This window comes from Tsuneonella deserti, assembly GCF_014644315.1.
Classification (GTDB): Bacteria; Pseudomonadota; Alphaproteobacteria; order Sphingomonadales; family Sphingomonadaceae; genus Tsuneonella; species Tsuneonella deserti.
The window spans coordinates 326,879-342,022 of sequence record NZ_BMKL01000001.1; the positions used below are offsets into that span (position 1 = coordinate 326,879).

General features: G+C 65.4%; 15 protein-coding genes. 9 read left to right on the forward strand and 6 right to left on the reverse strand.

Annotated features, from left to right (window positions below; genetic code table 11):
* Positions 1-9: 9 nt before the first annotated feature.
* Entirely contained in the window at positions 10-3,075 is a 3,066-nt protein-coding gene (locus IEW58_RS01395) for a CHAT domain-containing protein (RefSeq protein WP_229658376.1), read from the reverse strand.
* 184 nt (positions 3,076-3,259) lie between these two features.
* Between IEW58_RS01395 and gdhA the strand changes: the two genes are divergently transcribed.
* Complete coding sequence (gene gdhA / locus IEW58_RS01400; protein ID WP_188643498.1) at positions 3,260-4,612, forward strand: NADP-specific glutamate dehydrogenase; 1,353 nt, start codon at positions 3,260-3,262, stop codon at positions 4,610-4,612.
* 18 nt (positions 4,613-4,630) lie between these two features.
* Here the strand turns inward: gdhA and IEW58_RS01405 are convergent, their stop codons facing one another.
* Complete coding sequence (locus tag IEW58_RS01405; RefSeq protein ID WP_229658377.1) at positions 4,631-5,719, reverse strand: DUF3667 domain-containing protein; 1,089 nt, start codon at positions 5,717-5,719, stop codon at positions 4,631-4,633.
* Between the two features lie 83 nt (positions 5,720-5,802).
* On the opposite strand from IEW58_RS01405, the gene IEW58_RS01410 reads away from it, so the two are divergent.
* Positions 5,803-6,036 (forward strand): DUF3072 domain-containing protein, encoded by a 234-nt coding sequence (locus IEW58_RS01410; protein WP_188643499.1) that lies wholly within the window; start codon positions 5,803-5,805, stop codon positions 6,034-6,036.
* Positions 6,037-6,096: 60 nt separating this feature from the next.
* Here IEW58_RS01410 and rpoZ read toward each other — a convergent pair whose 3' ends face one another.
* A complete protein-coding gene (rpoZ, locus tag IEW58_RS01415) occupies positions 6,097-6,441 on the reverse strand; it encodes a DNA-directed RNA polymerase subunit omega (protein WP_188643500.1) in 345 nt (114 codons plus the stop codon).
* Positions 6,442-6,534: 93 nt separating this feature from the next.
* Between rpoZ and IEW58_RS01420 the strand changes: the two genes are divergently transcribed.
* Complete coding sequence (locus tag IEW58_RS01420; protein ID WP_188643501.1) at positions 6,535-7,686, forward strand: phospholipase D-like domain-containing protein; 1,152 nt, start codon at positions 6,535-6,537, stop codon at positions 7,684-7,686.
* Position 7,687: 1 nt separating this feature from the next.
* Here IEW58_RS01420 and IEW58_RS01425 read toward each other — a convergent pair whose 3' ends face one another.
* Positions 7,688-9,208 (reverse strand): replicative DNA helicase, encoded by a 1,521-nt coding sequence (locus IEW58_RS01425; RefSeq protein ID WP_188643502.1) that lies wholly within the window; start codon positions 9,206-9,208, stop codon positions 7,688-7,690.
* A gap of 135 nt (positions 9,209-9,343) precedes the next feature.
* On the opposite strand from IEW58_RS01425, the gene IEW58_RS01430 reads away from it, so the two are divergent.
* From IEW58_RS01430 to IEW58_RS01445, 4 genes are read left to right on the forward strand one after another with little or no spacing between them, the layout of a single operon-like run.
* On the forward strand, positions 9,344-9,826 hold the full coding sequence (locus tag IEW58_RS01430) for a UPF0262 family protein (protein ID WP_188643503.1): 483 nt from the start codon (positions 9,344-9,346) through the stop codon (positions 9,824-9,826).
* A 29-nt stretch (positions 9,827-9,855) separates the two neighbouring features.
* Complete coding sequence (locus IEW58_RS01435) at positions 9,856-10,557, forward strand: glycoside hydrolase family 25 protein (protein ID WP_229658378.1); 702 nt, start codon at positions 9,856-9,858, stop codon at positions 10,555-10,557.
* Between the two features lie 22 nt (positions 10,558-10,579).
* Positions 10,580-10,984, forward strand: coding sequence for a cytidine deaminase (locus IEW58_RS01440; RefSeq protein WP_188643504.1), 405 nt, complete (start codon positions 10,580-10,582; stop codon positions 10,982-10,984).
* Positions 10,981-12,000 carry a S66 peptidase family protein gene (locus tag IEW58_RS01445; RefSeq protein WP_188643505.1) on the forward strand — a complete coding sequence of 340 codons (1,020 nt, stop codon included), beginning with the start codon at positions 10,981-10,983 and terminating at the stop codon, positions 11,998-12,000. The genes IEW58_RS01440 and IEW58_RS01445 overlap by 4 nt, the downstream gene beginning before the upstream one ends.
* Before the next feature lie 3 nt (positions 12,001-12,003).
* On the opposite strand, the gene IEW58_RS01450 is transcribed toward IEW58_RS01445, so the two are convergent.
* Positions 12,004-13,161 (reverse strand): M14 family metallopeptidase, encoded by a 1,158-nt coding sequence (locus IEW58_RS01450; protein WP_188643506.1) that lies wholly within the window; start codon positions 13,159-13,161, stop codon positions 12,004-12,006.
* Entirely contained in the window at positions 13,158-13,778 is a 621-nt protein-coding gene (locus tag IEW58_RS01455; RefSeq protein WP_188643507.1) for a DUF4136 domain-containing protein, read from the reverse strand. Before IEW58_RS01455 ends, IEW58_RS01450 begins: the two co-directional genes overlap by 4 nt.
* Before the next feature lie 102 nt (positions 13,779-13,880).
* Here IEW58_RS01455 and galE point away from each other — a divergent pair, with 102 nt between their 5' ends.
* A complete protein-coding gene (galE, locus tag IEW58_RS01460) occupies positions 13,881-14,918 on the forward strand; it encodes a UDP-glucose 4-epimerase GalE (protein WP_188643508.1) in 1,038 nt (345 codons plus the stop codon).
* 88 nt (positions 14,919-15,006) lie between these two features.
* Positions 15,007-15,132, forward strand: a complete 126-nt coding sequence (ykgO, locus tag IEW58_RS01465; protein ID WP_029941846.1) for a type B 50S ribosomal protein L36 — start codon at positions 15,007-15,009, stop codon at positions 15,130-15,132.
* The last annotated feature ends 12 nt before the right edge of the window (positions 15,133-15,144 follow it).

The window sequence follows — 15,144 nt, forward strand, 5'->3', positions numbered from 1 at the left end:
TGCCTGCGCTCAGTTTCCGTGGAACAACGGACGCTCGCCATCGCCGATCAGCGCGAAGCCCGACCAGTAGAACGGGTGCGAGGTTTCCGCGTCGTCCATCAGGCGGGTTTGCGCGGCGAGCAGCGCCTCGCCGGTCCCGAGTGACTGGGGCGCAGCGAAAAAACTTTCGAACAGGCGCCTGGTCGCTTGATATTCGTCGGGGGCAGGCCAGTGGCTGGCGATTACCTGTCGTCCGCCCGCTCCGATAAAAGCCCGCACCAGGCCATCCAGCGCCTGCTGGCCGCCGCCTTCGACGCCGGCTGCCTGGGTTGCCTCGAGCCCGGCGAGGCTGGCAGTATTGCAGGCGGAGAGGATCACGAGATCCGCATCGAGATCGAGGTCGAATATCTCTCCAAACTGAAGCAGCCCGTCCGAGCCGGGCCCGCCGAATGAGGTCAACAGCGCGGGGTTCGCCGGGCACGATGGCTTCGGCGGGGTGACGAGACCGTGGGTGGCGAAATGGACGATGCGGTAATTTCCGAGATCGGGCCGGCTTGCGATGGCAGTGTCGGTGAAGGCGGCACCGGTCACCAGCGCCGATCGGCCCGTGCCCAGTTCCTGGCTGGCGAACACCAGCTCCTCTGCCGAGATCGGCCGGTTCCACGCCGCAAGGGGGATCTGGCAACCCGGCTCGTCTGACTGCACGCCGCGCACGAGCGATGCGTTCTGCAGCGGACCCACCGGCTCGTTCTGTCCCAGGCCGAGGTAGAGCGAGCCGGCGTTCGATGAAGGCGCCTTGCGCGCATCGCGGAAGCTTGCCGGCGACAGGGCGGTGCTGATCGCCCGTCCCCGTCCCAGCCAGGCCAGCCCCCGGAAATCGTACTCGTCGCCGCCTGACTTCACGCGGGCGTGGTAGGCGTCCACCCCGGACTGTTCGGCCACCAGCAGGTTAGGCGGCAACTCCATCAGCGCGCCATCCGGTTCGAACACCAGGTGCTTGACGTTCGCAAGGTCCCCGGAGACCGGTCCCATGAGTGCGTCGAACAGCTTGCGCGCGGCATCGACGTCGAACGGGTACGTCGCGTTGATCCCCCCAACCGAGACGGAGATGGATTCGCGCAGTTGCCGGACCAACTTGTCCACTTCGCTCGCGCTGGCGCCCACCTTCCAGCCTGCCGACCGTTCGGGAGACAGGTACACCGCGTACATCGCGTCACCGATCTCGACCAGTTCGAGATAGGCTTCCTGCGGAGCCAGCAGGGCGCGCATCTCGTCCGCGGACATGTAGTCGCGGGCGAGCGACCGGTAAGCCGGGTATCCGGACAGCGCCGTCAGCAATTCGAGCTGGGAGACTGCCAGCCGCTCCCGTCGGGCGGTCAGCTCTGCGAGGCTCCCTGCGGCGGGAGCGGTCGCTCCGGGCGCCTGCATCTGGGCCAGTGTCAGGTCGAGCCGATTAAGCTCACGGCGGACTGCGCTTTCGCGGCGGAACAGTTCGGACGCCTGCCCGTCACCCGCTGCCAGGCGCCGCGCCAGCTGGCCAAGCGTTCGCGCCGCACCCGGCCTTTCGATCAGCTGTGCGGCAGCGAACATGTCGGACACCAGCGCCGGATCCCGCGAGGATCCTGCCACGAGCATGTCGAAGTACGGGGCAAGCTGGTTCTCGAGGCCCACCAAGGCGCTCTTGTCCGATTGCGTGTTCGCGACGATCTCGCGGTACAATGTCATCGCCTGCCCCGGTCCTCCATGCCGGGTGAGATAGGCCGCCAGCCGCGCCTTGGCCGCGCTGACCGAAGCGGTTTCGGGATAGCGCAGCTCGGTCAGGGCGAGAGACTGGCGCAGCAGCGAAAGCGCCTCGTCATCGCGCCCGAGTGCCTCGTTGGATAGCGCCATCTCGCTCATGAGCTGCGCTTCGAGCCGGGCGGCGGAGACAACGCGTCCCTGGCGGATCGCGGCGATCTGCTGGCGTGCCCTGGTCAGCGCGGCCAGCGCCTCGGCCGGCTTGCCCTCCAGCCTGTCCGCGGTTGCGCCGAGCTGGAGCGCTTGCGCATCGATAATCGCCGCCCGTTCGAGTGATGTCAGGCGCGTTTCCTGCGCCACCGCATCGCTCAGGCTTGCCGCGAGGCCCGCGTTGAGACCATTGGAAATGGTCCGGTCGATCTCCACCGAGCCATCGGCAGAGGCGACCGGATCGACCAGTTCGGGAACCGGCCGCGCGAGGATGGCCCGCGCCTCGTCCAGCCGGCCCCGATTGATGGCGTCGATCGCTTCGAAGTTGCGCAGCAGGCGCGACTGTATCGGGTCTCGCAGTCCCATCGCCCTCGCTTCGCCAAACACCCTCTCGGCTTCCTGGTAACGGCCCATGTTGGACAACTGGAGCGCACGGTTGACGATCACCTCGTGCTGGCTGGTCGCGAGCTGCGCCGGATCGCCGCCTCCCACTGCGGTGGTGACAAGGTCGGGACGAAAGTATTCCTCCGCGCCAGAGAAATCGCCGGCGTTGTTCTGGCGATATCCCTGGCCGATCAGCAGGTCCGCTTCGCCCAGGCTGGCGCGCGCCTGGGCCAGCGAGCCAGTGCCGCCAGTGGTGACAATGTCCACCGTTCCGGGGACCAGGTGGTCAGCGACGATGCTGGCAAGCGCCAGGCGGAGCGCGCTGTCATACGCGGCGATTCCTTCGACGACCGTCGTGCGCTCCTTGCCCGGAGCGGTGTATACCACCCATTCGAGTGGCCCTGAACGTTCGCGGCAGCGGCTGACCGTCACCCCTGCCGAAAAGCCCTGCGCTGGTGTGGCGGCATCGCAATCGAGTGGCTGGGCGCGGTCCTGCGCGATCCGCTCCATGACGCCTGCGGGCGTTCGCAAACTGTAGGCAGAGCCGACCGGCCGGTTCACGTCGCGGCAGATCAGCGCCCACTTCCGATCGAACAGCGAAGCGCGGGCCGCGCCCAGGCGAACACCCTGCGCTTCGCATACAGCTCCCGCGTTGCCGATGGCGAAGCGTTCCGCGGCGAGCGGCGACGGCCCTTCCGCGGTGGCGGGCGCAGCGGCCCCGAGGACCGTAACAACGACGGCGAGCCTTATGAATATGGACCGCACGGTTTCCCTCCCCAGAACGCGACTCCGAAGGGGCGCGGCCCAATCTGCCCCAACGCGCACAGCGCGGCAAGAAGTCACTCGACTGGAAGATCGGGGTAACGCTTTGCCACTTTCGCCGGTTGTGAGACTAGATTGCGAAAACAGAAAGCCCGGCGAGTCGCGAAACACAGCAGGGGGAATACCGATGGCCGTTTCCGATCACGTCGATTTCGCGACATTCATGGAAGGCGTGAAGCGCCGCAATCCTGGGCAGCCGGAATTCGTTCAGGCGGTGCAGGAGGTGGCGCAGGACATCTTCGATTTCATCGGCGACAAGGAAGAATACCACGAGCAGCAGATCCTCCGCCGGATCGCGGAACCGGACCGCATCGTCAGCTTTCGCGTGTGCTGGGAGGACGACAACGGCTGCATTCGCGTCCAGCGGGGCTACCGCGTCCAGAACAACAACGCGATCGGACCGTACAAGGGCGGCATCCGCTTCCACCCGAGCGTGACCGAGAGCGTGCTGAAGTTCCTTGCCTTCGAGCAGACCTTCAAGAACGCGCTGACCGGTCTGCCGATGGGCGGCGGCAAGGGCGGATCCAACTTCAATCCCAAGGGCAAGAGCGTGCGCGAGATCATGCGCTTCTGCCAATCGTTCATGACCGAACTCTACCGCCACATCGGGGCCGACATCGACGTGCCCGCCGGCGACATCGGCGTGGGCGGGCGCGAGATCGGCTACATGTTCGGCCAGTACAAGCGGATCACCAACCAGTTCACCGGCGTGCTGACCGGCAAGGGTCTCGAATACGGCGGCTCCATGATCCGGCCCGAGGCGACCGGGTACGGCGCGGTCTATTTCCTCGAGAACATGCTCAAGCACAAAGGGCAGGGGCTCGAAGGTCGGGTCGCGGTCGTCTCCGGCTCGGGCAACGTCGCCACCCACGCCGCCGAAAAGCTCGTCCAGCTCGGCGCCAAGCCTGTGACGCTGTCGGATTCAGGCGGCTTCATTCACGATCCCGACGGCCTGACCCAGGAGAAGATCGATTGGGTCAAGGTGCACAAGACGCACCGCAGAGGACGGATCGAGGAATATTGCGACCACTTCACGGGCGCGACCTTTCACCCCGGCAAGACCCCGTGGAACGTACCGTGCGATGTCGCGCTGCCTTGTGCGACCCAGAACGAGCTTTCCGTGGAGGACGCGCGGGCGATGATCGCGAACGGGGTCGTCGCGGTATCGGAAGGTGCAAACATGCCCACGACGCTCGAAGGAGTGCATGCCTTCAAGGACGCCAGGATCCTGTTCGCTCCCGGGAAGGCTGCCAACGCCGGGGGTGTGGCTGTTTCGGGCCTGGAGATGAGTCAGAATTCCGAACGGCGCAGCTGGAAGGTGGAAGAGCTGCAGACGATGCTGCGCGACATAATGGACGGCATCCACAACCGCTGCCTCGAGTATGGCGAGCGTGACGGCCACGTCGATTATGTGAAGGGCGCCAACATCGCGGGCTTCAAGAAGGTCGCCGATGCGATGCTGGCCTTCGGGGTGGTCTGAAATCGGTAACCTGCCGGCCTAGTGTCCGGCCGCCATCCAGCCGATCAGCGCCGCGAAAAGCCCGATCGCGATCCATGCGAACAGGCTGAGCGCCAGCATCCGCCAGATGCCGCCCAGTCGGCTCACGCCGTAAGTGCCGCGAAGGTGGCGGTACATATGGTATGGCGCGTAGAGCAGTAGCAGGCCGCCGGCCGCTGCTGCGCCGAAATAGATCAGCAGGCTGGCCAAGGCGGCGAGCGCGATCATGAAAGTGATCGAATAGGTCACGAACACGGTATGATCGTAGCCTCTGAAGCGGCGGCTGAAGGGGAACAGCAGCCATACGAACGGCACGCTGAGGGGAATGAGCATCCAGCTGTATTTGTAGGCGCTGGTCTGCGCCTTGTAGATCATCAGTTGCGGATTCTCGCGGACATGCTCGATCGCCTGCGCAAGCTGGCTGTCCTTGGGGAGCGGGTTCTTTTTGAAACCGTCGGAGAAGTCCCGGCTGAAATCCGTCTTCACCTCTCCAAGGACAAGACCGAGGTTGCGCTGATCCTCTTTCAGCTTGTCGATCTTGCCCTGGATGCCGGGGCGTTCCTCGGGTTTTGCCTTGTCGAGGGATGCTTCCAGCTTCGCGATCTGCCGGCCATTTTCAACATAGGCCGTGTTGAGCTCTTCCGTCCTGATGTTCGGTTTCAGGCTATCGGGTCCTCCGAGCATCGAAAACAACGCAAAGCTCAGGAACACGACGAACAGGAAGAGCGCGATCGGGCTGACGTAACGGGCGCGCCTGCCCTCGATGTACTCCCGGGTGAGCTTGCCGGGCTGCCACGCGAGCATCGGGATCGTGCGCCAGGTCTTGCCCTCGAAATGCAGCACCCCGTGGAGCAGGTCGTGGAAGAATGCCCCCAGCGTACGGTGAACGTGCGCGCGCTGGCCGCAAGCATGGCAGTGCGGCCCGAGCAGGGGAGTGCCGCAATTGAGGCACGCGCCTTCGTGCGTATGACCGTCGGCCAGGTTCGTGGTCGATCCGCGCTCGCGTTCGATCGCACCAGCCACGGCCGCCCCGGTGCCCAGGTCGGCAAGGCCGCCGGCAATTCCCTCGATGTCCCCCGTCATCTCCATATCTTGCCCGACCCGGTGCAGCGAAGCCAGTGGGAACAAAGGCAGAACTTCAAGAGTCCTGAAGGGTCACAGGAGAATATTCGATGACCGTCCAGAAACCGAGCGAACATCCCAAGAGCGAGCCCGTCTCCAATGCAGTCAAGGACCCGGGCGACTGGGTGACTGGCGACGAGCCGATGACCGGCGCGCAGGCCAGCTATTTGAAAACCCTGAGCGAAGAGGCGCAGAGGCCAGAAGAGTACGACAACGAACTGACCAAGGCCGAGGCGTCCCAACGGATCGACGCGCTGCAGGAGGAGACCGGGCGTGGAAGCTAGCCGTCAACGAAAAGGGCCGCCCTTCGCAGGGCGGCCCTTTTCTTTCGTATCGGCCGGACGTCAGCCGTCGTAATCGCCGCCGACGCTCGTCGAACGGACCGGCGCGGCAGCCGTGATACGCAGCGCTTCGGCCGACTGGCTGAGCGAGCCGACCTCATCTGCTTCGTCCTCGTCGTCGGGGAGGATCTTCTGCAGGCCGACGACCACCGATTCGCGCAGTTCCTTCGGCTTGATCGTCTCTTCGGCGATCTCACGCAGCGCGACGACCGGGTTCTTGTCGCGATCGCGATCGATCGTAAGTTCGGAGCCACCCGAGATTTCGCGTGCACGCTGGGCGGCGAGCAGGACGAGGTCGAAACGGTTGGGAATCTTGTCGACGCAATCTTCGACGGTAACGCGCGCCATCGGGCACTCCGATAAAACAGGGGTGTCGGAAAGGCGCGGCACTTAGGCCGCAGCGGTCGCCAAGTCAAGAATTTGCGACTAGGCCCCGCGGGGATGGACTATGCCGACCCCCCGCCCTTCACCGTTGAGGCACATGGCCAGAAGCTGACATTCTACGCCTCGGGAAAGGATCGGCTCGACGCCCTGATCGCATTGATCGAAGCGGCGCGGCGATCGCTTCGGATGTGCTTCTATATATTCGCGGAAGACGCCTCCGGCACCATGGTGCGCGACGCGCTCACCGCCGCGGCCCGGCGCGGGGTCCGGGTGAGCGTCATGGTCGACCAGTTCGGGGCCGCGGTCCGTCCGTCCTTTTTTGCGGCGATGTGCGAGGCGGGAGGAACATTCTGCTGCTTCTCCCCACGCTGGTCCCAGCGGTACCTGATCCGCAACCACCAGAAAATCGTCATCGCCGACGGGGAGGTTGCCATCATCGGCGGCTTCAACGTGGAGGATGATTATTTCGCGCCGCCAGCCGAAAACGGCTGGAACGACCTTGGCATTACCATCGAAGGGTCGGCTGTCGGCCGGTTGTCTGACTGGTTTGATCAGCTGGAGGCCTGGACTGCAAACCCGCGGGCGCAATGGCGCACGATCCGGCGCATGATACGGCGATGGGATCCCGGTGACGGACCGGTGCGCGTCCTCATTGGCGGGCCGACGCGCAACCTCTCCGGCTGGGCACGTAGCTTGCGCGCCGACCTTCTCGGCGCGCGCAGGCTTGACATGCTTATGGCCTATTTTTCACCTTCCAATCGGGCGATGCGCGCGATTGGCCGGGTTGCACGCCGCGACGGCGCGCGCCTGGTCTTTGCCGGCAAGAGCGACAACGGAGCCACCATCGGCGCCACCCGTTCTCTTTACGATTATCTGCTCAAGCGGCGCGCGCATATCTACGAATTCGAGGCCTGCAAGCTGCACACCAAGCTCATCGTCATCGATGACAAGAGCTACTTTGGCAGCGCCAACTTCGACATGCGCAGCCTTTACCTCAACCTGGAGGTCATGCTGCGGATAGAGGACGCCGCGCTCGCCGAGAGGCTCTCGGACTACATCGCGCGGCACGTTCCGGCATCACGGCACATCACGCCGAGCTTGCACAAGAAGCGGGGCACGCTGCTGAACCGGATCCGATGGAACCTGTCGTGGTTCCTTGTCGCCGTGGTGGACTACACCGTGACGCGCCGCCTGAACCTGGGTCTGTAGCCTAGTCGTAGCCGTAGCTGCGCTCCTCGTGGGCAAGGTCGCTGAAGCGGGTGATCTTTGCCTCGAACTTCAGCCGCACCTTGCCGGTCGAACCGTGCCTCTGCTTGGCGATGATGAGTTCGGCCAGTCCGAAGACCGGGTCCATCTTGCGAGCCCACGCCTCGTGCGCGTCGTGGATTTCCTGCGAATCCTCGGGCCCCGGACGCTTGGGCTCGGATGCGGCGATGTAGTAGTCCTCGCGGAAGATGAACCAGACCATGTCGGCGTCCTGCTCGATCGAGCCGGATTCGCGCAGGTCGGACAGGATCGGGCGCTTGTCTTCGCGGCTCTCGACCGCGCGGCTGAGCTGCGACAGGGCGATCACCGGCACGTCCAGTTCCTTGGCCAGCGTCTTCAGGCCGCGGCTGATTTCGGAAATCTCGTTGACGCGGTTGTCGTTGGCCCGGCCGGACCCCTGGAGGAGCTGCAGGTAGTCGACGATGATCACGCCGATGTCGTGCTTGCGCTTCAAGCGGCGCGCCCGGGTGCGCAGCGCGGCAATGGTGAGCGCCGGGGTATCGTCGATGTATAGCGGCAGTTCGGCAAGGCGCTGGCTGGCGAACGACAGCTTCTGGAACTCGTCTCGGGAAAGTTTGCCCATGCGCAGGGCCTCGCTGGAGATCTCCGCCTGTTCCGCGAGAATACGGGTAGCCAGCTGGTCCGCGCTCATTTCGAGACTGAACAATGCCACCCCGCCACCGACGGATTCCTTGTCGGCGATGCCATCCCGCCGGTCGCGCAGCAGGCGCTCGGCGCAGTTGAAGGCTATGTTGGTCGCGAGCGAGGACTTGCCCATGCCCGGGCGTCCCGCGAGGATGATGAGGTCCGAGTTGTGCAGGCCGCCGCACTTGTCGTTGATCGACGCAAACCCGGTGGTCTTGCCCGAAACGTGACCACCCGAGCTGATCGCCTTCTCGATCATGCCCAGCGCCTTCTTGGTCGCCGTGCCGAAGCTCGCCGCCTCGGTCGCGCTCGCGGCGCCCTCCGCCACTTCGAACAGCGCGGCTTCGGCCTGCTCGATCTGCTGCAGCGGAGCGACGCTCTCGCTGGTGTCGAGCGCGCCTTCGACCAGATTGCGCCCGACGCTGACGAGTTCGCGCAGCAGCGCGAGGTCGTAGATCTGCTCGGCCAGCTCGCGCGGAGCAAGCAGGCCCTGGCCGTCCGCCGTTAGGCGGGCGAGATAGTTGATACCGCCCAGTTCCTTGAACGCCTCGTCGGCCTCGAAATACGGCTTGAGCGTTACCGGAGTGACGACCGCATTGCGGTCGAGCAGCGTGAGAATGCGCTCGTAGACCCGCTGGTGCACCGGCTCGAAAAAATGCTGCGGGCGCAGAGGAGTGGGCAGCTCCTCCAGCACCCGGTTGTCGATAAGCACCGCGCCCAGGAACGCGGCCTCGGCCTCGATATTCGCGGGCAGGGCGCGAACAGCGGGCGAGTCGTTGGCAGGCAGCGGCGCACGCTGCAGGAGTTCCGTCTGGGGCATCTGCGCTTAATGCGCGATGCTGCCCGTTCGTGAAAGCCGCATTGCGAACGGGCTGGCGGACAGCCCTGTGCAAAAAGGCCCTTTCACCGTAACCCCTTGCCGCATCCCCTTCGCTTCTGCGAAAGCATCGCGGCAATGGCCGACTACCGGATCGCCAAGATAACGCTCGATGAGGATACCATCCTCTGGCGCAACGCCGACGTCGAGCAGGAGCGGCGGGTGGCGATCTACGATCTGATCGAGGACAATACATTCAAGCCGCTCCGAGCCGTCGAAGCTGGAAATCATGGACCGTACGAGCTGGCGCTGGCTGTGCACGAAGGCCGCCTGGTCCTGACCGTGTCGGCCCAATCGGGAGAGCCGCTGGAAACGCTGGTCCTCGGGCTTGCCCGGTTCCGCCGTCCGATTCGGGACTACTTCGCGATCTGCGACAGCTATTATCAGGCAATCCGCAAGGCGACCCCGGCCGAAATCGAGACGATCGACATGGCCCGCCGCGCGATCCACAACGATGCGGCTGACCTCTTGCTCGAGCGGTTCGAGGGCAAGATCGAAACCGATCATCTCACCGCACGGCGCTTGTTCACGCTCATCTGCGTGCTCCATATCCGCGGCTGATTCGGAAGTATCGGGGCGGGGCGCAGGAAGTGGCAGGCAGGAAAAGGGGCATCGGCTGGCGCGCGCGTGCGCTCGGCGCGATGCTGCTGGCGATAATCCTGGGCGGGGCGTGGAGCTGGTGGAAGCTCCAGCAGTGGACACCCGACCCGGCCCATTATCCCGACCAGGGCGCCGAAGTGTCCGCGGGGGACGGGCCGGTGCGGTTCGGCACGTTGCGGGCGATCGGCGCGCGCTTCGTGTATCTCGACGCGAGTGTTGGTGCTGGCGAGCAGGATCCGCGCTTTGCCGAGAACCTTGGCGCCGCGCGCAAGGCCGGGCTGCGGGTGGGCGCGGTACACCGGTTCGATCCATGCGTTATGGCCGATGGCCAGTCCGCCAACTTCGTGGTCCTCGTCCCCCGCGGGCGCGACCTTCTCTCTCCGGTAATCGCGCTCGACAAAACTGCCGACGATTGCCCTGGCCATGTTGGCGAGGCGGCGATCGAGAGCGAACTCATGACGCTCATCAACCAGATCGAAGCGCACTCGGGTCGCCCCGCGATCCTCCAGGTCTCCAGGAAGTTCGAGAACCGTTACCACCTTGCCAGCCGGCTGGAGCGGAACCTGTGGGTGATCGGAACATGGCGACGGCCGACTTATACCGATCGGCCGTGGCTGCTGTGGACCGCCAACACCGGCCTTTCCACCGAGGCATCGGATCAACCGCTGCGCTGGGTGGTGGTGCGGCCCTAGCCTTTCGCGCTAGGGGCGCAGAATGACCGACGAAGATCTGATCGCCGCCGCGCGCGAAGCGGCCACACGCTCCTATTCGCCATATTCGCGCTTTCCGGTCGGTGCTGCGCTGCTGTTCGAGGACGGTAGCGTGGTGACCGGTACCAATATCGAGAATGCCAGCTACGGTCTGGCGCTCTGCGCGGAGACCGTCGCTGTGGGCAGGGCGATGGCCGACGGCGCGCGTGGCGGCCTGGTGCGCGTTGCGGTGACCGGACCGTCGGCCGATCCCATCACTCCCTGTGGCCGTTGCCGGCAAGTGCTGAACGAGCTGGCGCAGCTCGGCGGGACCGATCCCGAAGTGCTTTGTGTCGGCCCGGGGGAGGTGCAGCGCGTTTCCCTGAGCGCCCTGCTGCCGCACGCGTTCGGGCCCGCGAGCCTGGGATGATCGACCGGCGCGCGGCCCTTGGCATGGCTGGCGCGCTGGTGCTCGCGGGCTCTTTTCCTGCAATCGCCCGTCCGAAGCCGCGCCGATTGCCTCCATTCCTCAATCCGGGGGACACCGTAGGGCTCGTCGCGCCATCGAGCGCTGTCAGTTCCGAGGATGGTCTGGACCGGGCGGAATGGTGGATCAGAGGCATGGGCCTGGTCCCCAGGTTCGGCGCGCATGTTACGGACAGCTACGGCTATCTGGCGGGTACCGATAGCGACCGGGCGGGGGACCTCAACGCGATGTATGCCGATCCGCAGATCCGCGCCGTCTTTGCCGTGCGCGGGGGCTGGGGCGCAGCGCGCATCCTGCCGCTGCTCGATTGGGACATCATTCGCGACAATCCCAAGCTGCTGATCGGGTTCAGCGACACCACCGCGCTGCACCTCGCATTCGCCAGGCGCGCCGGTTACGCGACGATCCACGGCGGCAGCGCCTCCAACAGCTGGCCTCGGCCGGGCTGGGAGAGCCTGTGGCGGTTGGCATTTTCGGGAGAGCGGACAGTGCTCGGGGGAGCGGAGGCCGAGGCGGGGTCTGGCCGCCCCGCGCGGACGATTCGCGGCGGCGTCGCAGTCGGTCGGCTTCTCGGAGGCAACCTGACGATCCTGTCGACCATGATGGGCACCGGCTGGCTGCCCGAATTCAGGGGCGCCATCCTGTTTGCCGAGGATACTGGCGAGGCGGAATACCGCATCGACCGAATGCTCCAGCAGCTGCGGTTAGCGGGCGTGCTGCAAGAGCTCGCAGGTATCGTTTTCGGACAGTGCACCCGCTGCGCCACGAGGGACGCCGGCTACAACGGTTTCACTCTGGACGAAGTGATCGACCAGTACCTCGCGCCGCTCGGCATTCCGGCGTTCACCGGCGCGAACATCGGCCATGTCGCGGGCCAGCTTTGCCTGCCTTCGGGTGCTATGGTCGAGCTGGATGCCGATGCCCGGACCATCCGGCTGCTGGAGCCGATCGTCGGCTGACGGTCAGGCGGATTCCGGCTCCAGCCATTCGAGCAGGCTGGCGAGGCAGTCGCGCGCGAGGAGCTTGCACCGTTCCGGGCTCCAGCCTTGCGCCGCGTCAGGCAGATCGTCGTTATCCTTGAACGGCATCTCCAGCGTCATCGAGCAGGCACCGAAGCGCTCGGCGAGCTGGTTTGTGCTCATCGAGAGGTTTGCGGTCCCCGGCTGCGACACCGCATAGCCCTTGGCGGTCTGGAAATCGGGCGTGCGGCGGGCAAGGATCGACTGATAGCGGGTGTACTGGGCGCCCAGCTCGTCCGTCCACGAAGGAATCCCCTCGAACCCGGCGAGGAACACCGCCGCGATCGCCTCGTCGCCGTGCACGTCCATCGCGAAATCGACGCCGGTTTCGTCCATCGCATTGCGGATGGCCAGAACCTCGGGCGATTTTTCCTCCGTGGGCTCATGCCATTCGCGGTTGAGATTGGTGCCGACCGCATTGGTGCGCAGGTGGCCGCGGCGGCTGCCGTCGGGGTTGCAGTTGGGCACCACGTGGATGCGGCACTGGGCGCGCAGGGCGCGGGCTACCGGGTCGGCGGGATCGGTCAGGCACTCGAGCGCGCCTTCCATCCACCATTCAGCCATCGATTCGCCCGGGTGCTGGCGCGCGTAGAGCCACACTTCGGTGCCGCCTTCGCCCATCTCCAGGCAATCGATCGATTGCCCGTCCAGCGTGATGCCAAGGTGGCGATAGGATACGCCCTCGCTCGCCGCGGCCTCGGCGACGAGATCGTGGTGCCGCTCCATCGAATAGGGCGCGAAATAAGCGAACCAGGCGATGTCGCTGGCCGGCGTGTATGTGATGATCAGCGTGCCGCCGTCGGCATCCTTGTCATAGGTCGTGTCGGCGCGGCCCCAGAAATCGCGGTCCTCGCTCACGCATGCGCGGTAGCCGGGCCAGCCCTCGGGATAGGCCGATGTGGCAAGGTTCACGATCTTCAACGTGACCTCGCGCCCTGCCGCACCGCTCACGCGGAAGTGGAACCACTGGCGAAATTCGCTCATGTGGTCTGCCGGGATCGCGAGGCGGGCGGTAGCGCCGTCGATTCCGAGTACTTCGATGTTTCCGCTGTCGAATTCAGCGTCGATGCGGATCGGGGAGACTGTCTGGGGAGCGTTCATCGCGCCCCGATAGTCGCTCCCGATTCGCCTGGGAAGCCGGAGAACAGCGCGGCGGCCATTTCATTCGCAAGGCGGCGCGGTTCGGCGTCCTTCGAATGGTTCCGCGGCGCAGCCTCGGCCCGGCCTTCCCACAAGTGGGTGCCCGCCGCATCACGGATCGTCACGCCGAGCGTGCTGTCGAACGTTTCGCCCGCGTGCTTGCCGCCGAGCAGGAATCCGAGCCCGAGTCCAAGGTTCACGCCGCTGTGCCGACCGTAGTAGCCACCGCCCGATCCGACGCCGACCCCAACGCTCACGCCGGAGCCGGAACGCGCGCGGCCGCTCTGGACGACTTCCTGGCCGAGCGTGACTTCCGCCACCCGCGGCGCCTCACCCACGACCGTGAATCCCTGGCGCGAAAGAGCCGCCGACACCGCGTCAAGCCAGACCTGCGTCTCGAGCGTGCCGCCGACCATGCCCGGCCCCGCACGAACCGCGATCGGTCCCGGCGCTGCGGTGGCCACCGTTTCGGCGGTATGGAAGCGAGTCACCTCGACATCCGTAGCGGCGGAGGCGGGCGCTGCCGCCAGCACCAGCGCGAGCGGCAGGATGACCTTCTTCATAATCGAGCTTTCCATGAGAATTGCCCTGAGCAATCATGCGCTTGATAGCGCAAACGGGATGGCCGGGCGATGAACGCCGAGGTGGCTTGCCACGCCTCTTCGCGTTAGGAAGCGGTGATGCCGACCGAGACCGATCCGCGCTACTGCCCCGTCCTCGTCACCGGAGGGGCCGGCTACATCGGCAGTCATGCCGTGCTGGCGCTTCGTGACGCGGGTTATCCGGTCGCAGTGATCGATAACCTCACCACCGGCTTTCGCTTCGCGGTGCCGCCGGAGGTACCCTTCTACGAAGGCGACATCGAGGATGGAGAGCTGCTCGCCCATATTTTCTCCGACCACGGGATTCGGGCGATCATGCATTTCGCGGGATCGGTCGTGGTTCCGGAATCGGTCGCGAACCCGCTCAAGTACTATCACAACAACACCGTGAAGAGCCGTGCGCTGATCGCGGCGGCGGTCGCCGCGGCCGTGCCGCACTTCATCTTTTCGAGCACCGCGGCGACTTACGGCATTCCCGGCGTCGAGCGGGTCGCCGAGGATTGCCCGCAGGTGCCGATCAATCCTTACGGCTGGTCCAAGCTGATGACCGAGCAGATGCTGGCCGACACCGCGGCGGCGGAAGCGATCAACTACTGCGCGCTCCGGTATTTCAACGTCGCCGGCGCCGATCCGCAGGGCCGCACGGGGCAATCGACCGCCGGGGCCACTCACCTGATCAAGGTCGCGGTGGAGGCGGCGTTGGGAAAGCGCGATTCGGTGAGCGTGTTCGGAACCGACTACGACACACCCGACGGCACGGGTGTGCGGGACTATATCCATGTATCCGATCTTGCCGCCGCGCACGTTGCCGCGCTTGAAGCGCTGATCGCCGATCCTGACGCATCGATGCGATTGAATTGCGGCTACGGACGTGGTTTTTCAGTTCTCCAGGTACTCGATGCCGTGGACCGGCTCACCAACCGGCCCGTCGAGCGGCGTATGGAAGCGCGCCGCGTCGGCGATCCGGCAAGCCTGGTGTCCGACAATGCCCGGATCCTCACGACATTGGGCTGGCGGCCACGCTACGACGACCTCGACGTCATCGTGCGGCACGCGCTTGCATGGGAGGGGCGGTTGGACGTGATGCAAGGCAGCGAACGGCCGATCCGCGCTTGACGCATGGGCCGCACCTGACTAGGGGCGCGGCTTGTTTTTGGCGGCATCGGGCTTTGCACCGGTGCCGAAAATTTTTCAGGTCAGACCGATGAAGATCCGTAACAGCCTCAAGTCCCTCAAGGACCGTCACCGCGATTGCCGCGTAATCCGCCGCCGTGGCCGGACCTACGTGATCAACAAGACCAACCGCCGGTTCAAGGCCCGCCAGGGCTGACAAGCCCTGCGG